A 21,835-nucleotide genomic window follows, 5' to 3' on the forward strand; every position below is an offset into this window, starting at 1 on the left:
TTTATTTCTGAAGACAGTACCGTCTGCCTCTTCCAAATACGGGTTTACCGATCGCTCTTTACGGCACTACAGAACTCGACATCAATACTGTCAAGAAATGGCGATATTTCGACATTACGCTCGAAACCGGGCATAATCTGGTTGTTTTTGGTTGCTATTATGGCCGTTTTACACTATTATTTGGTAAGTTATCAGGGGATCACACCCATCTATGGGATCGCGCGACTTATTCCATAGCCCGATTCCGGGGGCAAATCCCTCCAACATTCACGAAGAGGTGCTCATCATGGCGGTCAGAACTGGAAGATTAACAATCGGTCGAAAGTTAATAGGGGCGTTTGCGATTATTGCGATCCTGATGGGGATTACGAGCGGGATCTCATTTTTTTACCTCGAGAAAATCGACGACTCCTATTCCGATTTGATTGAGAGACGAGCAGCGATCTTATCCAATGCTCAAACCATGCAAGCGGAAGCCGCCAAACAAACCAGCAGACTGCGCGGCTATCTCTTAACGAAGGAACCGGAGTATAAAGATACGTTTCAAGCATCCAATGACAATCTGTCTAAGCTCGTCAGCCAAACGATGACGTTAGCCCAGCGAGCGACGGATAAAGAGAAGCTAAAAAAGCTGGACGACCTCAACCTTCTGTTCAAGCAGAAGGTAGATCAACTGTTTCAAATGGTTGAGAACAACCAAAATTCGGCCCGAACGATGGCGTTCTACAACGATGCAGTGCTGCCATTAGGGAGTCAGCTGGAACCGGTAGCAGACGAAATCGCCGGCGAACAGCAGAAGCTCATGGATGAAGGAAGCCGAAGCAATACCGAGACGGTTAAGGGCGCCATTGCGAATGTGTCCGCCTTCAGTATCATCGCCTTCGTCTTAGCGGTCGCGATCGGTTATTTCTGTTCGCGCATGATATCCAAACCCATTGTCGCTCTGAACAACGTTGCCGAGAAAATCGCTTCCGGCGACATCACCGCAGCCAATATTCAGGTGAAAAACAGGGATGAAATTGGCGCACTGGCCGGATCCTTTAATCAGATGAAGGAGAATCTCCGCAATCTGGTCGAACAAATCAGTCTAAGCGCCGAGCATGTAGCTGCTTCCTCGGAGGAACTGACGGCAAGCGCAATGCAAACGGGCCAAGCTTCCGAGACCATCGCCTCCGCCATTCAAGGGGTCGTCGGCAGCGCAGAAAGACAAGCCTACAGCGTGGAAGAAAGCGTCCGGGCCATGAATGAAATGTCGGCCGGGGTACAACAAATCGCCGCGAACATGCAGACGGCTTCCTCTGTCTCGATGCAAGCCGCCCACAAATCATTGGAGGGCAACAGCGCCATTCAATCGGCGGAGGAACAAATGGGCTCGATTCAAACGTCGTTCAATCGGCTTGCCGTTGGCGTGAAAGAAATGAGCGGGCGCTCGGGAGAAATCGGGCAGATTGTCAACGTGATCTCCGATATCGCGGCTCAAACCAACCTGCTCGCGCTAAACGCAGCGGTTGAAGCGGCAAGGGCGGGTGAGCAGGGACGCGGATTCGCGGTCGTGGCCGGCGAAGTGCGCAAGCTAGCCGAACAATCCTCGCAATCCGCCGAACAGATTACGCAGCTGATTATGCATATTCAGACCGGCATCGAACAGACGATTCGCTCGGTTGAGAACGGCACGAAGGAAATTAACGCGGGTATCCGCGTCGTGCATGCCGCCGGAGGAACCTTCGAAGAGATCAAGGGATATGTGGACCAGGTTGCCAGTCAGATCCAGGAGGTTTCCGCGGCCTCGCAGCAAATGTCGGCCAGCGCGGAGCAGATCGTGCATGCCTTTGAAGAGATTTCGGAGGGCTCGAAATTCGTGGCCGCCGGCTCTCAAGACGTATCGGCTTCCGCGGAAGAGCAGTTGGCCTCCATGGAGGAGATCTCCTCGTCTGCCGCATCTCTGTCTACAATGTCCGAAGAACTGCAGGCGCTGGTCGGTCAGTTTAAAGTTTAACCCGGTGCATGCACGTATTCTTGCTTAGGAGCAGAATATAGAAGCATCCAAAATGGCCCGTATTAGCGTATTCCACGCTAACCGGGCCTCTTCTATGTCATTCGGCGTCATACAAGCTCCAGCCATCGTCCAGTCTATCTGATTACGTGAACCCGGCACAGCCGTTCATTGCTTGAACTTACCCTTGCTGCTTCCTCCCCAGGTGGGATTCTCCCCATTCATGCAGCAACGCCAGGATGTTCTTGAGAGTGGCGCCGTACTCCGTCATGGAATATTCGACTTTCGGAGGAACCTGAGGAAAGACCTCGCGCTTAATAAGGCCTTCTTCCTCCAATTCGCGCAGATGGGCGGTTAGCATTTTCCTGGTAACGCCGGGCATCGCATGCTGCAATTCGCTGAACCTCATCGTATGGTTATCAAGTAAATTCAGCATGATCGATATTTTCCACTTTCCCACAATGGCCTCCAGCGCCGTCGCGACTTTGCAATTGCCGGGCTCTATATTCACTTCACAACCTCCCTATAAGGTTACATTATAGTAACCCCGTAACATTCAAGTGCCGTCTTCATCATTCATAGCGAACAGGATACAATACAAACAACCCGTTCACATTCATTTTAGTATCCACCCATCCTATTGCAAGGAGGAGATCAAGCCTTGACCCATCCATCTGTTAGCGAACGCAGCATCGAAAGCGTACGTACGCCCGCATTCCGGCGCAATAGCGACATCCATACGGTGGCCGTGGTGCTGGAGCCCGATAATTGGGAGCAATACGACCCGTTCCTGCTTATGGCACATGACCGCATGCGAAGCGGCGTATTCGGTCTTCATCCCCATCGCGGAATGGAAACCGTCACCTTCCTCATTGACGGCCGCCTTAACCATTATGACAGCAAGCATGGCGAAGGGGTGCTTCAGCCTGGGGATGCCCAATGGATGACCGCAGGGAGAGGCGTCGAGCATGTCGAAGACGCGGCGAAGGACGAAGAAGTCGATCTTCTTCAATTATGGGTGAACCTTCCTGCGGCGCACAAGATGTCCCCGCCCAAATATCAGGATCTACGGATGCATGATATGCCTGTCGTCAAGGAGGACGGCGCCGAAGTCCGGGTATTCTCCGGCTCTTACGGCGATGCAATCGCCGGTACCGTCAATATAACTCCGGTAACGATGTTGGAAATCAACCTCGAAGCAGGAGCGGCCGTCACTCCGCGATTGCCGGGAAGCTATAATGGCTTCCTCTACGTCCTGGAAGGCGAGGGCACCTTCGGAGCCGACGCTGCGGCAGGAGCGAAAGGACAGGTGCTATGGCTCGGATCCGCTGATCCGGCCGGACCGAGCCAAGTGAAGATTCAAGCCGCAAGCAAGATGCGCGTTATGTTATACGCCGGCGAACCGGTTCGCGAGCCCGTCGTTGCCAGAGGCCCTTTTGTCATGAACACGGAAGCAGAAATCGTACAAGCCTATCGCGATTATAGAAACGGTCTGTTCTAAAACAACCGACACATTCGATATCATTGGAGGTCAATCAAATGAAAGTCGCAGCCATCGTAGGTAGTATCCGCAAAAATTCGTACAACAAACAATTAGCCGAATTCGTCAAACACCGGTACGCCGAACGAATCGATCTCGAGATTCTAACCCTGAACGACATTCCGATGTACAATCAAGATACCGAGAATGAACCGCCGCAAGCGGTCATCGACTTCAAAGCCAAAGTAAAATCGGCCGATGCCGTGCTGTGGCTGACGCCTGAATATAACGGCACGGTTCCGGGCGTCTTGGTCAATGTCATCGACTGGCTGTCCCGCGTTGACAAAGTCATGATCGGCAAGCCTTCCTTCATTATGGGGGCGTCATTGGGCATTCTAGGAACCGTTAAAGCGCAAATGCATTTGCGGGATATTTTGTTTGCCGGCGGCTTGGCTTCCCCCGTGCTCATCGGCAATGAAGTATACGTAGGCGCAGCGCATACGAAATTCGACGCCGAGGGCAGCCTGATCGACGAGAACACGGTGAAATTCATCGATTCTGTTATAGCCAACTTTATTGCATGGATGGATAAGCTGCAACGATAAGCAGATCAACAATGAACAGTCCGCCCTAAGCCGGCTGCAATGCCGGCTTAGGGCGGACTGTTCTCTTGTATCAAGCCACATGGGCTTGAAGCTTACTACAACCTATGCTTTAACTCGCTGCGGCTTGAATGCCGAGAGCAGCACCAGCACCGCGCCGACGCTGATCAACGACCACAGCACCGTCATGTTGTCGCTCGTCACGCCGACCTCGCTGAAATACATGGAATCGCGAAGCGACGAGGCCACGAACCGAAACGGCGTCCACGCGTACAGCCAGTCCTGCGTCGTCTGCGACAGGAACTCCGGCGCCATGTTCACGACCGGCAGCGAGAAGAACATCAGCAGGACGAGAACCGGCATGGCCGGCATCCCGAGCCAGCTCAGCAGCGTCAGTTGAATGGCGAAGAACGCGATGCCCGACAACAGCAGCATGAACCACGTGTTCGACACGTCTACGACGACCATGCCGTACCACGAGTGCGCCATCCACACCAGATAGCCCGATACAAGCGACACGAAGATCGCTCCAATGATCAACTGTACCGCATGCACGCCGACCCGGCGAGCCCCGGATTCCTTCGCCTTCCGCCCTGTGAGCGCGAGGATGATGCTGACGACCAAGCTCCCGATCCACATGATTTGCGTCAGCATGCCCGGCGCGTTGCCGCTCGCATTGTTCAGCCCTACCGGATGCGCCGTTTCTTCCGACACCGCAAAGGGGCTCAGCATGGCCTTAGCCGCGCTAACCGGCATAACCGAAGACTTCGCTTCCGCTTGGCTGAGCAGCTGGCCCGACAACTCCGCGCTCAGCATGCGCGACACTTGCCCGAGCACCTGCTTCACTGCGGTCGATGCCTGCGCGTTCATGCCCTCGTTGCCGATCACCTTAACCGTAGCCGGCTTCGGCTCCCCCGTTGCGAATGAGGCGATGCCCGCACTTAGATCCTCCGGAAGGATAAACGCCCCGTAGTAGTCCTGCCGGTCCAGCCCCGTGCGCGCTTCCGCTTCGGTAGCCGCCTCGTGCCACACGATCGGCAGCGCCTTGTTGGCCAGCAGCTTCTCCTTGATTGCCGCCCCGATATGGAGCTCGCTGCCATCGGGAAGCGTAACCGCCTTATCCTCGATAACCAGCGCAACCGGAATATTCTTCGGCTTCGCGCCGAGTACCGATCCCATCATCGCCAGCCCGAACACCATGACGACGACCGCTACGCCAATGAACCCCAACCACAGCATTTTCTGTCTGAATATCGCCACTTAACTCTCTCCCCACTCTTTTAATGCACACAATGTTGATTATTGCACGTAACGTTAATTATAATGAGGACGGAATACAATTCAATCGTCAATATCAGGCGTAAGTGTTCACTAATGAGCAAATCGCAAGGGCTTTGTTGAGTATAAATAACATTCTTCAAAAAGGTGGGGATTTACATGGCTCCCAAAATCGATCGCAGACAATTGCGCACCAAGCGTCTGCTTCGCAATGCAATGCTGGAGCTTATTGAAGAGAACGGCGTGCAGGGGCTCACCGTTACCGATATCGCCAACCGCGCGGATGTGAATCGAGGCACGTTCTATCTGCATTACCAGGATGCGCCCGATATGCTGCAGAAGGTGCAGGATGAAGTGTTCGCTTCGGTGCTGAAGGCGATGCGCGAGATCGACGTCGTGGAGATGATGCGCTTCTCCGAACGGGGAGAGCCTTATCCGAAGATTATTGCGCTGCTCGAGGAATTCAGTCGCGAAGCTTACTTCTTCAGGCTGATGATCGGCCCGCACGGCAACTCGAGTTACATCGTCAAATTCAGGAGGGTCATGCAAGAGCACATCGCCGCCCGCTTGGCGCAGAGGCAGCCTAGCGATGACAATATGCTCGTGCCGCGCGATTATTTGATCACCTTCATTGCATCCGCCAATATGGGCATTATCTCGTACTGGATCGAGAGCGGCATGCAACAGACCCCTCGCGAGATCGCGGTCATCATCATGAAGCTGGTCCAACATGGCTCGCTTGCGGCGACAGGGTTAAGGAACAGGCAAGTTACGGGAGAGAATCAGGCGTAGACCGATCGCCTCTATGTCGCCCTGATCCAGCAGCCTGGCGTGCAGTTCGATGCAAGCTTTGCGGGATTTAGGCTCAGAGACCCCTCCCATACTTATTGCCTGAAGAAATCCCGGTTACTGGCGTTGTTCGAGCACAACGGATTGAATGTTACCGTCGCAGAAACCGTCGCAGTCGATGTTAACGTTAACAGATGGCTAGCGTTGACCCAAACAAACGAAGAAACGTGCACTGTGATCAAAGACAACCTGATTGCCGATATAAATTCCACGACGAATCGGACGGGTATGTTTCCCTTCATGGATCATGGGGAGCTCATGTTTAAACAAACGTGGGTGAAAGTGATTGGCCGTAAAGGGGAGCGACGCACCGTTCAGTGAATAACCATTTCAGTGGCCTCCCCGTTCAAAGCCGCGAAATGAAGCATCCGGGCCCCTTCTTCAGACAGTGCATCTTGCTCTTGCCGGGAAAGCGCCCGTCGTATTCGCATTCGCCGGAAGGGCAGCAGCCCGGGTCGCTAATGTCCATTCCACGATCATCCCGCCGAAGGTGAATCCGCCGCCGAAGCCGACCAGCAGCAGCCGATCTCCCGTCTTGACCTGACCCGACTTGACTCCCATGCTCAAGGCAAGCGGAATGCTGGCAGCCGTCGTATTCCCGTAATACTCCAAGCTGTGCAGCGTCCTGCTCATCGGAATCCCGATCTTCTTGCCGATGGACTCGACAATGCGAAGATTGGCGCTGTGGGGAACGAACCAATCAATCTCATCCGCACGCCAGCGGACCTGGTCCAGAATTCTATGTATGACTTGCGGCACCGTCCCAACGGCAAAGCGGTACACCTCCCGCCCGTTCTGCACCAGCATCCCGTCGCTGGCAAGCTGATTTCCCGACAGCTCGTTTCTTAGGCCCGAGCGATAGAGATAGCTGCCTCCATGACCATCCGAGCCAAAATACTGCGTGATCAACGCCCCCGCGCCCTCCGCTCTTTCCATTAGCACAACGCCCGCTCCATCGCCGAATAAGATGCAGGAAGTACGATCCGAATAATCCATTATTCTGGATGCCGTATCCGCGCCGACCACCAGAACTTTCCGATGAAGCCCGCTGGTTATTAATCCGTTCGCCATGTTCATCGCATAAACAAACCCCGTGCAGGCAGCGTTAACGTCGAGCGCTCCCGTAGCCGGGATCCCGTAATGGTGCTGGATCAGACATGCGACGGAAGGCGTCGGGAAGTCCGGCGTATAGGTGGCTACCAGAATCATATCCACATCCATGATCGATACTTCATAGTTCCTGAGAAGGTCATCGATCGCCCCGATGCACATATGACTCGTGAACTCGTCCTTAGCCGCGATACGCCTTTCGCGTATGCCCGTTCGCTGCACGATCCATTCGTCGCTCGTATCCATCATTCGCTCCAAATCCGCGTTTCGCAGCACTTTGGAAGGGACATAGCTGCCGATCGCCGTAATTCGCGCTTGAGATTTCATGTTATGACTGGCCTCCTGCAAGTCGATCGAAGAAACGATCGACCCGATTGGTATATTCCAGGGGATACAACTTATAAGAGCCCGTATGCTTGGCTCCGGGAACCTTCCAGTAGCTGAATGCTTCGGCGAACCGCTGCGACATCATTTCGCTGTTGGCGCACGGGATCGTCTCATCCTGATCCCCGTGAATGAACATGACCGGCCGAGGATAAATCTGCTGTATCGATACGATCGGTTTAACGAGCTGCGGATTCTTCTTCATAATGAAACGAATGGCAAGCACCATCAGCGGGGAGAACGGGTACTTCGGAAGCTTGGACCATATCGATAGATTATCCAGCAAATACCGGTTCAAGTCACTGAACGGACTGTCCGCGATGACGCCGGATACTTCCTCGCACTTCGCTGCTGCCAGGAGGGATGCGGCCGCGCCCATCGAATACCCGATTAAGCCGATGGGGCCCTTACAGAACGTCCGGCACCAGTCAACGGCGCCCAGGATGTCTTGTTGTTCATCCAGCCCGATTGTCGTTAACCGTCCTTCGGAATCCCCGCAATTGCGAAAATCGAACATGACCACATTATAATGACGCTGAACGAGAGACTTGGCCAGCTCGAGCGCGGCAACCTTCTTCTGGAGGCGATTGCTCCTGTAGCCGTGCGCGAATATAATCGTCATCTTGGGCGAGCCGGCGGCGGGGAGGAACCAGCCCTTCAGATTGACCGCTTGATCCCGGCTTCGGAAAGCGATCGATTCATATTGCAGCCCCTCTTCGTCGGGAGCAAGCTGTACCGGCTTGCGCGCAGGATGCATCAGCTTCCATACCGCCCATAACGTGACCGCGCCTATTCCAATCAGCACCATTAGTACGATATACCCAATCCACATACCCATGCCAACTACTCCTTTTATCCTGAAAATAGTATGAAGCAGTCACAGACTACCATTCCGGCGTGTCAGTCGGATGTCAGAATATGCACAAATTTGCGTTTAGGGGCGAAAAAAAACAACCTCTCCATCAGGAACGATAGCCTTGATGAAAATGTTGTTTATGGTATTCATCGCATATTATGATTCCTGCGGAAGAATGAGCTCAAAGATTGAACCGCTTGCCGAACTGTGCGTCAACACCAGATCGCCGCCCAACGATCGCGCGATCATCCGACTGAAGGGCAGTCCGAGGCCGAGCCCGTGTACGAGCGTCCGCTTATCCGCACCGCGATAGAACGGTTCGAATATATCCTTCTGCCCGGCTTCGGGAATCCCCCCTCCTGTATCGTGAACGCTAATATGGCAATAACGATCGGTCGTATCCAGACGAACGATAACGACTCCGCCCGCGGCTATTGCATCTCTCGCGTTATTCAACAGATTAATAAGAATCTGTTCGATACGATTGGGATCCGTCAGTAATCGAAGGTCCGCGGCCGAAACCGACACTTCCAGCTTCACTTCAATCGACTGGCGCTCTTGCACGCGGCTCCATCGCTCTATGACATCGGTCAGCATCGCTTGCATATCGACTCGCTCATGATGCACATGAATATTGCCCGCTGCAAAGCTGTTGAAATCCAGCAAATCCTGTACCATCTTCTGCAGACGATTGCATTCATTCATGCAATGATCCAGGAATACTTCCGCCTCTTCCCCTTCGACTACCTTCCCGCGGACCGCCTGTACTAACCCGCTGATGGCCGTAACAGGCGTCTTCAATTCATGCGTAACGCCCGCCAGCAGCTGCGTGCGAAGCTTCTCCAAGCGATTGAGCCGATCCGCCATCTCCTGGAACGAATGCGCGAGCTCATGGATTTCCTTCTCTTTGTAATCGTGTCTGAATTGCAGCTTATAATTGCCGGCCACAATTTGCTTCGCTGCACTGGCCGCCTCCTGGATTGGCTTGATCAATCTTCTAGTCATCACATGCACGATGCCCCAGCCTATGAACAAGAAGGACGCCAGCAGCATCCACCTTTGATATCTAAAAGCAAACATGCCTTCCAGCGCATTACGCTCAGGGGCCATGTACAATGCGAATCCCGATTCGACAGTCATCGGATAGGCGCCTACCAAATAAGGCTCTTGGCCTTGTCGGGCTTCCAGTTTGATCACATGAGCATCCCCGGACATAATATCGGCGATTCGGGTCATCATCCGTTCGGTTTCCTCTGGCGCAACGGGGGGATATTGTTGAACAATATGGCCATCCCGATCAAGAATGAACATGATGGGTCTGCCTTGAAGATTATGCCCCGCGGCTAGATGGGCTAAGAACTTCTCCATATCGGGAATCTCGGGGAGCTTCCCCTGATTATCGTTGGCGATGGCCCCAAGATCGCCCGCCATGTTCTTCACAGCGGTATATTGGGCGGATATCGCGTTCCTGTAGAAGAGATACATGGCAAGCAAACCAAGGATCATGATACTGACGAATAAGATCGAGAAGTACCGGATCGACCAATAATAGAGCAGGCTTCTACGTTCTCGCTTGGACACGGAATTGATACCCCAATCGTTTCAACGTAATGATCCCTCCGTCTCCGGCGGACCATTCCACAAGGCTTTGGCGAATGCGTTTGACGGCCATGTCGACGGCTCGATCGCTGCCTATGTAATCCCTGCCCCATACAGCGTCAATCAACTGGCCGCGATCGAATGTCTGGTTCGGATGGCTGGCCAAATAGAGAAACAGCGATAAATCCCTCGGCGTCAAATGAACCTCATCCCCGTTGAGCGTCACCGTATGCGAATGAAAATCAACCTTCAGATTGCCGAAGATCGCCGTATTCTCTGTCGCCACCTGCGGCAGCCGCCTTAACACCGCTCGCACGCGAGCGACAACCTCTTCCCCGATGAAGGGCTTGATTAAATAATCGTCGGCGCCCCCGTTCAGTCCTTCCAGCCGGTAGTTAATATCGCCGAGCGCCGTTAACATGATGACAGGACAAGCGCTTCGTTGCCTAATACGATGCAGAACCGACCATCCGTCCATGACCGGCAGCATGACATCCAATAACACCAGCGACGGCTCCCAGGACTCGAACAATGACATTGCCCGATCGCCGTTATAGGCTTGCTCCACCGCATAGCCGGCTTTGGCCAGATACGCCTTCAGCACCATGGAGATGCTCGTCTCGTCTTCGACAATTAGAATCTTCGGCTTCATCCTCCGTCACCTCTTCAAGCTTGACGCTCATTTCGCGGTTTCTTCAACCGCCATCTTGCCGGTCGCATATTTCTTGCCCCATTCGCCCATCTTCTCCAAGATAGGTATGAAATTCCTTCCCCCGTCCGTCAAGGAATATTCTACTTTGGGCGGCACCTCCTGATACACTTGTCTGTGAATCATGTGATCCCGTTCCAACTCCCTTAGCTGACTGGTCAGAATTCCTTTGGAGACGCCGGGAACTAATCGTTGCAGCTCTCCAAACCGTCTCGTCTCTTGCAAATGCCACAAAATAATAATTTTCCATTTCCCCGCGATGATGTTCTGCGTATCCGTGACAGGGCAAACTTTGATCTGTTCTTCGGGAATTTCTCCCTCGAATGACGTTCGAGCCATCGTAAACAACCTTCCTTTGCACATGGTCCTGTTTTTATGACTATGTCATAAAAATATGCCTACTTACAAAAATCCGACTAACCTAATAGTATGAGAATAAGAACCGCGCAGCAAGTTAGAACCCTACAACTGGAGGAATGAACATTGAACATCGGGATCATCGGCGCCACGGGCAAAGCCGGAATTCGTATTTTGAACGAAGCATTGAACAGAGGACATGAAGTAACGGCTATCGTGAGAAACGCCTCGAAGCTTGGAGATACGAAAGCGAGCGTACTCGAGAAAGACCTCTTTGCTATTACCGCATCCGATCTTCAACCCCTTGACGTCGTCGTCAGCGCGTATTCAGCGCCTATGGGCGAGGAGCATCTATATATCGGCGTGGGCAGATTGCTGGTTCAAGCGCTGAAAGATGCTCCGCATGCAAGGTTAATCGTCGTCGGCGGCGCAGGAAGCCTGTTCGTCGATGAAGAGAAAACGATCAAATTGATGGACACGCCTGAATTCCCGAAAGCGATCTATCCCACGGCATTCAATGCGGGAAAAAACCTGGAGGATTTGCAAAATCAACACCTCGTCTCCTGGACGTACATTAGCCCTGCCGCCTTCTTTGACCCCGAAGGGAAAAGGACGGGATCGTATCAGTCGGGAAAAGATCAGCTCATTCTCAATAGCAAAGGTCAAAGCTACATCAGTTACGCCGACCTCGCGATTGCCATGCTAGACGAAATCGAACATCCCCAGCATGTGAACGAACGGTTCACCGTTGTAGGCGAAGCCGAATAATCGTCGCGCTTGTGTCACGCTTGAACCGCACGCCGCCTGTTAGACGCCGTCTAACAGGCGGCGTGCGTCTTTTCGGACAGAAACGGGTTAGAAGCAACTGAGGAAATTCCGGACGCAAGCAATGTTCGTATTACGTATGCCGCTTTAAATGATCGCTTATTTTTTTTAAGCCATCCTTTACATTACTCTTCTCCAGGTCATGCAAGGCGCCTGATATAATGTCCTCCAGATCCGAAAATATGTGCTGGATGAACTCGGCTTGCCTTTTCCCGTCCTCGGTAATATATAATTCCTTTTGTCTTTCATTACCTGCCGTGATTTCGCGTTTGATATACTTCCTCTTCTCCAAAATTTTTAAAATATTGGTAATTGTGGCATTCTGTTTCCCTAAATATTGGGCCAAATCTCTTTGTATAACCCCGGGATACGTTAATACATAATTTAATGTTCGTGCTTGTATCTCATTAAGCTCTATTTTGCTTAGCTGCTTATGAATATAATGCTTTTGCAAAATATGCAAAAGGTGAATTTGCTCGGAAATAGAATTAGTTCCCTTGATCATCATGCTTGCTCCTTTTTAAGAAATCATACCATAACGATTAAACCAATAAACAGTTAAAAGTACAACAATTAAATTGACAACAATTACGGAAGGTAGTACGCTTCTTAGCAAGAAGGAGCGTGATGATGATGAAAGTTACATTGGTAACAGGCGGAAATACGGGTTTGGGGTATGAGACGGCCAGACGTTTGAAGGAGCTCGGACACAAAGTGTATATCAGCTCGCGCGATGAAAACAAAGGAAAGATCGCTTCGGAAGCTTTGGGCGTGGACTATGTTGTTCTGGATGTTACGGATGACGCGTCGGTCAAGAAAGCCGCCCAAGAAATCGAACACAAGGAAGGCCGGATCGATGTGCTTATCAATAATGCGGGGATCCCTGGACCGCATGCAAAGCCGGAGGATCTGACAGCGGACATGATGCTGCACGTCTATGATACCAATGTATTCGGAATCGTCCGGGTTACGCATCATTTCCTCCCCTTGCTAAAGCGATCGGAGGCGCCTGTCATCGTAAATGTAAGCAGCGGCCTTGGCTCGTTCGGACAAGTGTTGAATCCCGACAAAATCGAGTCCAAGGTGAACGCCCTTGCATACTGTTCATCCAAGGCAGCCGTCGGCATGCTTACCGTGCAATATGCCAAAACGCTTCCCGCTATAAAAATTAACGCCATAGATCCGGGCCCAACCAACACCGGGGAACGGTTCAAGCATGGGATTCAATCGATGCAAGAAGCGACGGACGCCGTCGTAAGAATGGCTGCCATCGATAAAACCGGGCCGACCGGGACATTTTCGAATCGAGAAGGCATTATTCCCTGGTAGCCCATCCTTACTCCGTATTGATCACCAACATTTGGTACAGATACGAATGAAGGATCCGATCCAAAACTGCGCCTTCAGGCTTCATAGCTAGACTATAGCCAAAAGCTATGCTTCTACATAGCTTTTAAGTATTTACCGATAGCAGCCTTCACGCTCTATAATGAATCCAACATATCGCGTAAGGAGCTGTTATCGTTGAAAACATCCATTATCGGCTATCCGCGTGTCGGCGCGCTTAGAGAGCTTAAATTCGCATCCGAAAAATACTTCAAAGGCGTGCTTCCCGTCGAAGAGCTGCAGCAAACCGCGGCTTGGCTTAGATCGGCACACTGGAAGCTTCAGCAGGAGAACGGCGTCGATTTCATTCCGTCCAACGATTTTTCCTTCTACGACGGACTGCTCGACACGGCTTGCTTGCTTGGGATCGTCCCGCCAAGATACCAGGCGCTCGGCCTAAGCCCGCTGGAGACGTACTTCGCCATGGCAAGAGGCTATCAAGGCGACAAAGGCGACGTAAAAGCGCTGGCGATGAAGAAATGGTTCAACACGAACTATCACTACATGGTGCCTGAAATCGACGATACGACAAATATCCGTCTGGCCGGATCGAAGCTGTTCGACGAATTTACGGAAGCCAAGCAGCTCGGCATCGCAACCAAGCCCGTACTGATCGGAGCCTTCACCCTGCTCAAGCTCGCGAGATTCACCGGGTCGAAGAAAGCGAAGGATTTCGTGCCTGCGGTTGTCGAAGCGTATACGGCTGTCTTGGACCAATTGAACGCGCATGGCGCGGCATGGCTGCAACTGGACGAGCCTGCCTTGGTAACGGATTTGACGGCGGAAGATACTGCGCTGTTCACGGAGCTCTATAACGGCATCCTATCCGCCAAAGGCAGCGTAAACGTTGTCGCGCAAACGTATTTCGGAGACGTTCGCGACTGCTATCAGACGCTTCAAGCGCTGCCGTTCGACGGGATCGGCATCGACTTCGTCGAGGGCAAGCAGTCTCTGGACCTCGTGCGCAAGCATGGCTTCGCAAGCGACAAGGTGCTGTTCGCCGGCGTAATCAACGGCAAGAACATCTGGAAGAACCACTATAAGCAGACGATCGCCCTCGTTCGCGAGATCGGCAAGCATGCCGGCCAAGTCGTGCTCGGCACTTCATGCTCGCTGCTTCATGTCCCTTACACGATCAAGAACGAATCGAAGCTGACGGCGGCGAATAAGCAATATTTCGCGTTCGCGGAAGAAAAGCTGCGCGAGCTCGGGGAACTCAAGTCGATCCTGGAGCAAGCGAGTCCCGAAGCCTCCGCATTGTATACGGAGAACGAGAAGCTGTTCAGCGCCTCGCGTCTTGCAAATGACAACTCGGTGCAGAAGCGAGTTGAAGCCTTGACGGATACCGACTTCACGAGATTGCCTGCGTTCGCCGAGCGGGAAGCCATTCAGAAAGCGAAGTTCAATCTGCCGCCGCTGCCTACGACAACGATCGGCTCGTTCCCGCAAACCGCCGAAGTCCGCGCCAACCGCGCAGCCTTCAAGAAAGGCAGCATCACCGAGGAGCAGTACAAGCAATTCAACCTTGATCGGATCGCGGAGTGCATCGCGCAGCAGGAAGAGATCGGACTCGACGTTATTGTCCATGGCGAGTACGAACGCAATGACATGGTCGAATACTTCGGCGAATGCTTGGATGGCTTTATTTTCACAGAGAACGCCTGGGTGCAGTCTTACGGAACGCGCTGCGTGAAACCGCCGGTCGTCTGGGGCGACATTAGCCGCAGCAAGCCGATGACCGTCGAATACTCGGCGTTCGCGAAGAGCCGCACCAACAAGCTGGTCAAAGGCATGTTGACGGGTCCGGTAACGATCCTGAACTGGTCGTTCCCTCGCGAAGATATCAGCCTGAGGGAAAGCGCTCTTCAGATCGGTCTTGCGATTCGCGACGAAGTACTCGATCTCGAAGCCAACGGCATCGAGATTATCCAGATCGACGAAGCCGCACTGAGAGAGAAGCTGCCGCTGCGTCATTCGGACTGGCAGAGCGAATACCTGAGCTGGGCGATTCCTGCCTTCAGGCTTGTACACAGCGGCGTTAACGCCGAAACGCAAATTCATACCCATATGTGCTACAGCCAGTTCAGCGACATCATTCGCGATATCGATGCGATGGACGCCGATGTCATTACGTTCGAAGCGTCGCGCTCGGATCTGGCCATCATCGATGCGATTAACGAATGCGGCTTCCGTACTGAAGTCGGCCCCGGCGTATACGACATCCACTCGCCTCGGATTCCTAGCATCGACGAGCTTAAACAAGGGCTTGACCGCATGCTGGGCAAGATCGAAGTGTCCAAGCTGTGGGTCAACCCGGACTGCGGACTTAAAACGCGCGGCGTCACGGAAACGTGGGCCAGCTTGAAAAACCTTGTCCAGGCAGCCAAAGAAGTCCGAGCAACGCTGCAATAGCGCACAAGAGGATGGACTCAGTCGAGTTCATCCTCTTGGTTTATGATCGGATAGCCGAAATCCGCAATGACGGATTTGAGCTTCGCCACATAGGCCGAGGCCAGCTGGCTCAAGCTCGCCTTCTGATTCACGATGTAGCCTACCCGTATGTTCTCGTCCGTACGAAGTCGTACCGATTTGATTTGCTCCCCGTTCAGATCCTTATTCAGCACGCCCGAGCTAATCGTATAGCCGTTAAGCCCGATCAGCAGGTTGAATAACGTGGCGCGGTCACTGACCAGTATCTTCTTCTTGTACGTTCGCGTGCTGAGTATTTCCTCCGCGAAGTAAAAGGAATTATAATCCCCTTGCTCAAAGGCCAAACACGGGTAGTCGTCCAAATCCTCGATGTCCAGCAGCGACTTGGCGGCAAGCGGATGCTCCTCGCTGATGAAGACATGCGCTTCCGCTTGGAACAGCGGATGAAACCGCAGCTCGTTGTCCTTTAATATCTTCTGAATGACCTTTCGGTTGAACTCGCTCATATAGATGATGCCGAGCTCGCTCTTCATATTCCGTACGTCTTCGATAATCTCGTAGGTACGCGTCTCGCGCAGCGTGCACTCGTACTCGTCCACGTTCAGCTCCTTCAGCAGCCCGACGAAAGCCTGCACGGAGAAGGCGTAATGCTGTGTCGAGATCGAGAACAGCTTCTTCGAGGGCTTACGGTTCATGTACCGCTGCTCGAGAAGCTCGGCTTGCTCCACGACTTGCCTGGCGTAGGACAAGAACTCCGCTCCGTCGCTCGATAGCACGATTCCCTTGGACGATCGAAGGAAAATCTCAATACCGGCTTCCATCTCGATTTCTTTCACCGCGGTGGACAAGCTCGGCTGCGAAATAAACAGCTTCTTCGCCGCTTCGCTGATCGAGCCGCAGCTAACGATGGTCAGAATATATTTCAATTGCTGCAAGGTCATTGGAATACCCCTTCACTTGTAGACCCCTACATAGGCCTCGGTTGCGTCCTTGTTATCATTTAAATACACGTCTTGACTCGTTGCAAATGCTCACAACGGTAAAAGGCGTCTTCCCCTCTGAGAGAACATAGGGAAAGACGCCTTCATAATCGCACCTTATGACGGTTCATCTAACACCTCCCTATCTCCCGTAGGTACAGCAGTGCTGTCAGAACAGGCAGGTCTCCTGGCTCCGGAATCCTCGCGCGGCAGCGGCCTTCCCGATCCATGTCGATCAGTGGCTGGTTGAGCTGCTTGCTCCTCCGTTACAGTGGCGGGACCGCGTCGGCCTTGCACCGAACTTCCCTGTTAAGTCAGAACGGCAAGCACGCTCGCCGATCAGACACCTGTTCTCGATTATGCAGTTGATAGCAAACGAATTATACCTACATCATACCCGACAATTGGATTCCTGTCGTTCTCCATGGAGCCGGCCAGACATCACTGCGCCTTCGCCATCGACTCCAAATGTTTTTTGAAAATATCCTCGAGGACTCTTACGTCGTTCACGGCGTCTGCAGCCGGCGCGCCGAAAGGCAGATCGTTCCGGACCGCTTCGATAAAATGGCGCATCTCTTCCTTATACGGCCAGGTGCGTCCGTTCTCGGGAAACAGCTTCCGCGTCTCTTTATTCGGCTTGAAGCCCTCATAGACCTCCACCCCTGCAGGCACGTTCCGAAGCAGCAATACCGGGCTGTCCAGCCGAATCCAGCCGCCATCCATATAGATCGTCGTATGCTCGTTCCACTCGTGCCCGCTGCAGCTGCCCGATTCGATGGTTGCCGTCACGCCGTTCACCTCGAGCACGACAACGCCCCAATTCGCCTGTACGTCAAGCTTCGCGGATACGACCTGAACCCGGTCGCCCGCGCCCGTCAGCCATCTGAGCAAGTTGACGTTATGGGTATACTGCTGCAGATAGCCGATATACGCGTTCCGGTGCTCGGCCGGAAGCCAGTCCGGCCAGCGGACGTCCGTCTGCGGCATCGGCTCGTCCGTCGTCTCCATCGGCGTGTCGAGCCCGGCCGTCCATTCGCTCAGGATGCCCGAGTTGCGGATATAGCGGACGGCACCCATCTCTCCGGATGACAGATAGCCTTCCAGCATCTCCTTGGCGAGCAGGTTCCCGGCATCGAAGCGCTTCATGTAGCCGAGCATAAGCCGTTTACCGCTCTCGCGCTCCGCTTCCACGATCCGCTGCGCCTGCTCAAGCATGATCGCCATGGGTTTCTCCAGGAACACGTATTTCCCCGCCCGCAGCAAGTCGATGGCAATTTCGCCCTGGTTGGCGTAATGCCCGGATACCGCGACTGCTTCGATCGACGGGTCGGCCGCCAGTTCGAGATGATCGCGATATAGCTTCGGAATGCCCCAACGCTGCTGCACTTTTCTGCCAAGCTCGCTTCGCACTTCCGCAATGGCGACCAATTCACAGCTTTCCTGCAAGAGCAGGATGTTCGGAATATGCACCTTCTGTGCCATGAAACCGCATCCAATGTAACCCATCCTTAATTTGCTCATTCGCGCTGATCCTCTCCGAATTATCGTAATCGAACCGTTACAGCCCTATTATAATCGTTGACAGCGCCTGATTGGTGACGATATTATGCTTAATAATATAAGAATCATGCTATAAGGAGGCGCGATCGCCATGAGCGAAGCCGTCTACGAGATGAGAGCCTATACCCCAAGCCCGCTCGCGCAAACGATTTTTCTGCACGTGCAGCATATCGGCAGGTGGAATTACGAAGATAACTACTTGATCGACAGGTCGGGTCTGCACAGCTTCTTGCTGCAATACGCCTATGCCGGAAAGGGATTTATCCGTTATGGCGGGAAGGAATACGCGTTGGAGGAGGGCGACGTCTTCCTGATCGATTGCATGGACGCACAGAAGTACGGAGCGCTTCCAGGGGAGCAGCTCGACGTCGGCTGGATTCATTTCGACGGACCGGGAGCCAGGCCGTTCGTTAACGCGATCCACGAAAGGCACGGCCCGGTGTTGCGCGTTCCGCGATCGTACATGCGTGCGCAAGAGCGGCTGCTGGAGCGAATGCGCCGCGGCGAACCGGATCTCGAGGCGCAAGCTTCGCTGGCGATCACGCAGCTGCTGACCGAGCTGTTCGTGTCCGGCTGCTCGGCGCCAATGCATGCGGAACCGGCGTCCGAATACGGCGAGCAGATGGAGCCTGCCTTGTCGTACATGCGGCAGCATTACGCCGAGCGAATCACGGTTGAGGCATTGGCGCGTCGCGTCAACATGAGCAAATCCCATTTCTCCCGCTCGTTCCGCCGCTGGATGAGCTGCTCGCCGATCGAATTCGTCATTCGCGAGCGGATCAACGCCAGCAAGTCGCTGCTTATCGGCAAGCAGGCCTATTCGATCGAACAAATCGCCAGAGAGGTCGGTTTCGAAAGCGTGAGCCATTATATTGTCATGTTCAAGAAACACGAACAATTGACGCCGCTGCAGTATCGGAAGCTGTGGTCTTCCTTTCGCTGAACCACTATAGGGGACCTGCATTCGCGTGCGGCATACCGGCCGGCTATTCATACATTTTTTGCATAATCTCAATCACTTCCGCAAGGGTGAGGCCGAAGGATTTATAGTATAAGGTATCGTACTCCATCTGCTTCCGAACCATCTCGTTGCGTATTCGCCGCATTTCCTCCGCGGTGAATTCGGCTACGAAACACCCCTTCCCCGTGACGGTATGGATCAACCCGCTTCGCTCGAGCTCTTCCCACGCCTTCTTGACGGTGATGACGCTTACCCCAAGCTCCAGGGCGGCCTGCCGGATGGGCGGCAGACAATAGCCGCTTGCCAGCTCGCCTTTAAGAATTTGGGCGCTGATTTGTTCGAAAAGCTGCTGATAAATCGGTTTCTCAGATGAGTTCGAGATGGCTACATTCATATTATCTCCACTTTCAGGAATCGTCTTGCCGCAATGAGACAGGCCATTATGGTGAATGCAATGAAGACCGCAATGCCCGCGATCAGAATGGATAATTGAAGCGCCGTATTGTCAGCGCCGGAACCATTGAAGATATCCTTCACCCACGGGCTCTGGATGCCGACCCATTGCGCAGCTCCGGCAAACAGCGTCGCGCCGGCAATGGCTGCGGTCGCTGCCCCGCCGAACTTATACGCCGTCTTGTAATACATGGCTATAAAGATCAGATTGAAAATCGCGAGCATGACAAAGCATAGTCCCCAGAAGCCCATATGCGGGGCGAAGAAGTAGTAGGTCAGATGCGGGTATAGGCGCAGCGTAATCATCCCATAGATCATCGCCGTGACAAGGTGCAATAATTCCATGACGACAATAACGGTCACCCTTGCCCTCACGATGTCTTTCTTCGTAACGGGCATCATCGTGGTGAACAGCAAGTCGTTCTGCGTTCTCAGTCCGCCAAAGATATTCGGTATCGTAATCATACAGAAATACAGCGGGATAATAAAATAGAGCCAACCGGGAACGAGCATTAAAGCGTTGATTACGAAAGGAAATAACAAGAACCACGGATTGATTCCGAGCTTAAAATCCTTCATCACCAAGTTATACATGGATATCCTCCTTTTTCGCGAAATAAATCATGATCTCCTCGAGACTCGGCGTGGCGGCTTTGATCGTGGAGGATGGATCGAAGTCTTCGGCATGGATCAATCCCGTAAAGCCGAATGAATTGATTTTGCAGGAAATCAACTTATCCTTCACTTCCTCTAACTGACTCTGGCTGCCGCTAAGTAACCGATAAGACTCCATGAAATCGTGTTTCTCCGCGCTGGCGATGATTCGCCCGTTCTCAATGAAGGTAATATAGTCGGCGACTTTCTCCAAGTCGGACGTAATGTGCGTCGAGAATAGGATGCTGATCTCGCCGTCAAGGACGAGTTCTTGAAAAATATCCAACAAATCGTCTCTTGCGACCGGATCGAGCCCGCTTGTCGGTTCATCCAGGATGAGAAGCTTCGCGCCATGGGACAGGGCAAGCGCCAAGCTGTACTTTACTTTCATGCCCGTTGACAATTCGGCGATCTTCTTGTTGTCATCCAGCTTGAATCTTCTCAGATAGCTGCGATAGATGTCCTCATTCCAATTCGCGTAGAACTTCTTGATGACATCGGTCAGCGTCTTCATCTTGCTGCGCGTATAGTATTCGACACCGCCGAATGCGTAGCCGATCTCCTGCTTCAATTCCAGTTCGTGCTCCGCGATGTTCTTGCCCAGAATGCATACTTCGCCGCCATCGATATGGATCATATTTAAGATGGATCTGATCGTGGTCGTTTTCCCCGCGCCGTTGGCACCGATAAAGCCCATAATATAGCCCTTCTCCAGCTGAAACGATACGTCCTTCAACTGAAAGTTAGGATAGCTCTTCGTTAAGCTTCGAATGTCTAATGCCAGCATATCGTACCTCCTCATTAAATTGTGCATGTTGTGCATACACAATGTACCACGGTGTTTCTCATAAAGTCAACTGGCCGATAACATGATTCTGGATCTTTTCATTAGATGATCTGCCTGTAACGCTTGTTTTTTAAAACAAAATGGTTATACTTATGTTTACGCGATTAAACGGATAAACGGAAAGGGCGGAGCGAATGAGCCAGGAAATCGAGCAGATCATGCAGCAGTTTAAAGCATGTATTCCTTTACTGGACGTACTGAGAGACGAGAACCGTCAAGCTATTATTCTGCTGCTGGCACAGCACAAATCCGGACTTAACGTCAACGCGATTGCGGACCGAATCAATTTGTCCAGGCCGGCCATCTCCCATCATTTGAAGGTGCTGAAACAATCCGGATTCGTTAGTTACGAGAAAAAGAACGTGGAAAATTATTACGCGGTGACGCTGCGCCAACCGCTGGAGCAACTCAAATCATTAATCGCGGCAGTCGAAGCTCAGTGTACCTCATCTTGATCTTCTCAATCTGGCACTCACCCGCCGGATTTATTTTTCTCATATACGTTTATATGTTTAAACGAAT

General features: G+C 52.7%; 22 protein-coding genes and 1 riboswitch. Of the genes, 9 read left to right on the forward strand and 13 right to left on the reverse strand.

Annotation, left to right across the window (positions count from 1 at the left end):
- Positions 1-286 precede the first annotated feature (286 nt).
- A complete protein-coding gene (locus tag GXP70_RS00325; RefSeq protein WP_162354650.1) occupies positions 287-1,996 on the forward strand; it encodes a methyl-accepting chemotaxis protein in 1,710 nt (569 codons plus the stop codon).
- Positions 1,997-2,174: 178 nt separating this feature from the next.
- Here the strand turns inward: GXP70_RS00325 and GXP70_RS00330 are convergent, their stop codons facing one another.
- Positions 2,175-2,504 (reverse strand): winged helix-turn-helix transcriptional regulator, encoded by a 330-nt coding sequence (locus tag GXP70_RS00330; RefSeq protein WP_162354651.1) that lies wholly within the window; start codon positions 2,502-2,504, stop codon positions 2,175-2,177.
- Between the two features lie 150 nt (positions 2,505-2,654).
- Between GXP70_RS00330 and GXP70_RS00335 the strand changes: the two genes are divergently transcribed.
- Together GXP70_RS00335 and GXP70_RS00340 are read left to right on the forward strand one after the other, a co-directional pair.
- Positions 2,655-3,494 carry a pirin family protein gene (locus GXP70_RS00335; RefSeq protein WP_162354652.1) on the forward strand — a complete coding sequence of 280 codons (840 nt, stop codon included), beginning with the start codon at positions 2,655-2,657 and terminating at the stop codon, positions 3,492-3,494.
- A 38-nt stretch (positions 3,495-3,532) separates the two neighbouring features.
- Positions 3,533-4,078, forward strand: coding sequence for an NADPH-dependent FMN reductase (locus tag GXP70_RS00340; RefSeq protein ID WP_162354653.1), 546 nt, complete (start codon positions 3,533-3,535; stop codon positions 4,076-4,078).
- A gap of 102 nt (positions 4,079-4,180) precedes the next feature.
- Here GXP70_RS00340 and GXP70_RS00345 read toward each other — a convergent pair whose 3' ends face one another.
- Positions 4,181-5,335 carry a YhgE/Pip domain-containing protein gene (locus GXP70_RS00345; protein WP_162354654.1) on the reverse strand — a complete coding sequence of 385 codons (1,155 nt, stop codon included), beginning with the start codon at positions 5,333-5,335 and terminating at the stop codon, positions 4,181-4,183.
- A gap of 177 nt (positions 5,336-5,512) precedes the next feature.
- Between GXP70_RS00345 and GXP70_RS00350 the strand changes: the two genes are divergently transcribed.
- A complete protein-coding gene (locus GXP70_RS00350; RefSeq protein ID WP_162354655.1) occupies positions 5,513-6,145 on the forward strand; it encodes a TetR/AcrR family transcriptional regulator in 633 nt (210 codons plus the stop codon).
- Positions 6,146-6,583: 438 nt separating this feature from the next.
- Here GXP70_RS00350 and GXP70_RS00355 read toward each other — a convergent pair whose 3' ends face one another.
- The 5 genes from GXP70_RS00355 to GXP70_RS00375 form a co-directional block, all read right to left on the reverse strand.
- Positions 6,584-7,639 (reverse strand): ketoacyl-ACP synthase III, encoded by a 1,056-nt coding sequence (locus tag GXP70_RS00355; protein ID WP_162354656.1) that lies wholly within the window; start codon positions 7,637-7,639, stop codon positions 6,584-6,586.
- A 1-nt stretch (position 7,640) separates the two neighbouring features.
- Positions 7,641-8,534 (reverse strand): alpha/beta hydrolase, encoded by an 894-nt coding sequence (locus tag GXP70_RS00360; RefSeq protein ID WP_162354657.1) that lies wholly within the window; start codon positions 8,532-8,534, stop codon positions 7,641-7,643.
- 174 nt (positions 8,535-8,708) lie between these two features.
- A complete protein-coding gene (locus GXP70_RS00365) occupies positions 8,709-10,133 on the reverse strand; it encodes a HAMP domain-containing sensor histidine kinase (protein WP_162354658.1) in 1,425 nt (474 codons plus the stop codon).
- Positions 10,114-10,803, reverse strand: a complete 690-nt coding sequence (locus GXP70_RS00370; protein ID WP_162354659.1) for a response regulator transcription factor — start codon at positions 10,801-10,803, stop codon at positions 10,114-10,116. Before GXP70_RS00370 ends, GXP70_RS00365 begins: the two co-directional genes overlap by 20 nt.
- Before the next feature lie 27 nt (positions 10,804-10,830).
- Positions 10,831-11,199, reverse strand: coding sequence for a winged helix-turn-helix transcriptional regulator (locus GXP70_RS00375; RefSeq protein WP_162354660.1), 369 nt, complete (start codon positions 11,197-11,199; stop codon positions 10,831-10,833).
- 144 nt (positions 11,200-11,343) lie between these two features.
- Here GXP70_RS00375 and GXP70_RS00380 point away from each other — a divergent pair, with 144 nt between their 5' ends.
- Complete coding sequence (locus GXP70_RS00380) at positions 11,344-11,985, forward strand: NAD(P)-dependent oxidoreductase (protein WP_162354661.1); 642 nt, start codon at positions 11,344-11,346, stop codon at positions 11,983-11,985.
- Between the two features lie 130 nt (positions 11,986-12,115).
- Here the strand turns inward: GXP70_RS00380 and GXP70_RS00385 are convergent, their stop codons facing one another.
- Complete coding sequence (locus tag GXP70_RS00385) at positions 12,116-12,547, reverse strand: MarR family winged helix-turn-helix transcriptional regulator (RefSeq protein ID WP_162354662.1); 432 nt, start codon at positions 12,545-12,547, stop codon at positions 12,116-12,118.
- 125 nt (positions 12,548-12,672) lie between these two features.
- Here GXP70_RS00385 and GXP70_RS00390 point away from each other — a divergent pair, with 125 nt between their 5' ends.
- Positions 12,673-13,371, forward strand: coding sequence for an SDR family NAD(P)-dependent oxidoreductase (locus GXP70_RS00390; protein ID WP_162360236.1), 699 nt, complete (start codon positions 12,673-12,675; stop codon positions 13,369-13,371).
- A 195-nt stretch (positions 13,372-13,566) separates the two neighbouring features.
- Positions 13,567-15,840, forward strand: coding sequence for a 5-methyltetrahydropteroyltriglutamate--homocysteine S-methyltransferase (gene metE, locus GXP70_RS00395; RefSeq protein WP_162354663.1), 2,274 nt, complete (start codon positions 13,567-13,569; stop codon positions 15,838-15,840).
- Positions 15,841-15,857: 17 nt separating this feature from the next.
- On the opposite strand, the gene GXP70_RS00400 is transcribed toward metE, so the two are convergent.
- Both GXP70_RS00400 and GXP70_RS00405 read right to left on the reverse strand, forming a co-directional pair.
- On the reverse strand, positions 15,858-16,799 hold the full coding sequence (locus GXP70_RS00400) for a LysR family transcriptional regulator (protein WP_162354664.1): 942 nt from the start codon (positions 16,797-16,799) through the stop codon (positions 15,858-15,860).
- A 199-nt stretch (positions 16,800-16,998) separates the two neighbouring features.
- Positions 16,999-17,204, reverse strand: a riboswitch (cobalamin riboswitch).
- Between the two features lie 75 nt (positions 17,205-17,279).
- On the reverse strand, positions 17,280-18,359 hold the full coding sequence (locus GXP70_RS00405) for a Gfo/Idh/MocA family protein (RefSeq protein ID WP_225442611.1): 1,080 nt from the start codon (positions 18,357-18,359) through the stop codon (positions 17,280-17,282).
- A gap of 130 nt (positions 18,360-18,489) precedes the next feature.
- Here GXP70_RS00405 and GXP70_RS00410 point away from each other — a divergent pair, with 130 nt between their 5' ends.
- Complete coding sequence (locus GXP70_RS00410) at positions 18,490-19,341, forward strand: AraC family transcriptional regulator (protein WP_162354666.1); 852 nt, start codon at positions 18,490-18,492, stop codon at positions 19,339-19,341.
- A 43-nt stretch (positions 19,342-19,384) separates the two neighbouring features.
- Here GXP70_RS00410 and GXP70_RS00415 read toward each other — a convergent pair whose 3' ends face one another.
- Genes GXP70_RS00415 through GXP70_RS00425 form a run of 3 tightly spaced genes read right to left on the reverse strand, consistent with a single transcriptional unit; the run spans position 19,385 to position 21,253 of the window.
- Positions 19,385-19,753, reverse strand: a complete 369-nt coding sequence (locus GXP70_RS00415) for a GntR family transcriptional regulator (protein ID WP_162354667.1) — start codon at positions 19,751-19,753, stop codon at positions 19,385-19,387.
- Positions 19,750-20,406, reverse strand: a complete 657-nt coding sequence (locus GXP70_RS00420) for an ABC-2 transporter permease (RefSeq protein ID WP_162354668.1) — start codon at positions 20,404-20,406, stop codon at positions 19,750-19,752. Before GXP70_RS00420 ends, GXP70_RS00415 begins: the two co-directional genes overlap by 4 nt.
- Positions 20,399-21,253, reverse strand: coding sequence for an ABC transporter ATP-binding protein (locus tag GXP70_RS00425; protein WP_162354669.1), 855 nt, complete (start codon positions 21,251-21,253; stop codon positions 20,399-20,401). The genes GXP70_RS00420 and GXP70_RS00425 overlap by 8 nt, the downstream gene beginning before the upstream one ends.
- 194 nt (positions 21,254-21,447) lie before the next feature.
- Between GXP70_RS00425 and GXP70_RS00430 the strand changes: the two genes are divergently transcribed.
- Positions 21,448-21,768 carry an ArsR/SmtB family transcription factor gene (locus GXP70_RS00430; protein ID WP_162354670.1) on the forward strand — a complete coding sequence of 107 codons (321 nt, stop codon included), beginning with the start codon at positions 21,448-21,450 and terminating at the stop codon, positions 21,766-21,768.
- The last annotated feature ends 67 nt before the right edge of the window (positions 21,769-21,835 follow it).

Source organism: Paenibacillus lycopersici, from assembly GCF_010119935.1.
Taxonomy (GTDB): domain Bacteria; phylum Bacillota; class Bacilli; order Paenibacillales; family Paenibacillaceae; genus Paenibacillus_Z; species Paenibacillus_Z lycopersici.

Bases quoted from the DNA above. Each gene is read 5' to 3' on its own strand.
- GXP70_RS00325 (WP_162354650.1), top strand. From the start codon at position 287: ATGGCGGTCAGAACTGGAAGATTAACAATCGGTCGAAAGTTAATAGGG.
- GXP70_RS00340 (WP_162354653.1), top strand. From the start codon at position 3,533: ATGAAAGTCGCAGCCATCGTAGGTAGTATCCGCAAAAATTCGTACAAC.
- GXP70_RS00350 (WP_162354655.1), top strand. From the start codon at position 5,513: ATGGCTCCCAAAATCGATCGCAGACAATTGCGCACCAAGCGTCTGCTT.
- GXP70_RS00355 (WP_162354656.1), bottom strand. From the start codon at position 7,639: ATGAAATCTCAAGCGCGAATTACGGCGATCGGCAGCTATGTCCCTTCC.
- GXP70_RS00360 (WP_162354657.1), bottom strand. From the start codon at position 8,534: ATGGGTATGTGGATTGGGTATATCGTACTAATGGTGCTGATTGGAATA.
- GXP70_RS00370 (WP_162354659.1), bottom strand. From the start codon at position 10,803: ATGAAGCCGAAGATTCTAATTGTCGAAGACGAGACGAGCATCTCCATG.
- GXP70_RS00375 (WP_162354660.1), bottom strand. From the start codon at position 11,199: ATGGCTCGAACGTCATTCGAGGGAGAAATTCCCGAAGAACAGATCAAA.
- GXP70_RS00385 (WP_162354662.1), bottom strand. From the start codon at position 12,547: ATGATCAAGGGAACTAATTCTATTTCCGAGCAAATTCACCTTTTGCAT.
- GXP70_RS00390 (WP_162360236.1), top strand. From the start codon at position 12,673: ATGATGAAAGTTACATTGGTAACAGGCGGAAATACGGGTTTGGGGTAT.
- GXP70_RS00400 (WP_162354664.1), bottom strand. From the start codon at position 16,799: ATGACCTTGCAGCAATTGAAATATATTCTGACCATCGTTAGCTGCGGC.
- GXP70_RS00405 (WP_225442611.1), bottom strand. From the start codon at position 18,359: ATGAGCAAATTAAGGATGGGTTACATTGGATGCGGTTTCATGGCACAG.
- GXP70_RS00410 (WP_162354666.1), top strand. From the start codon at position 18,490: ATGAGCGAAGCCGTCTACGAGATGAGAGCCTATACCCCAAGCCCGCTC.
- GXP70_RS00415 (WP_162354667.1), bottom strand. From the start codon at position 19,753: ATGAATGTAGCCATCTCGAACTCATCTGAGAAACCGATTTATCAGCAG.
- GXP70_RS00420 (WP_162354668.1), bottom strand. From the start codon at position 20,406: ATGTATAACTTGGTGATGAAGGATTTTAAGCTCGGAATCAATCCGTGG.
- GXP70_RS00425 (WP_162354669.1), bottom strand. From the start codon at position 21,253: ATGCTGGCATTAGACATTCGAAGCTTAACGAAGAGCTATCCTAACTTT.
- GXP70_RS00430 (WP_162354670.1), top strand. From the start codon at position 21,448: ATGAGCCAGGAAATCGAGCAGATCATGCAGCAGTTTAAAGCATGTATT.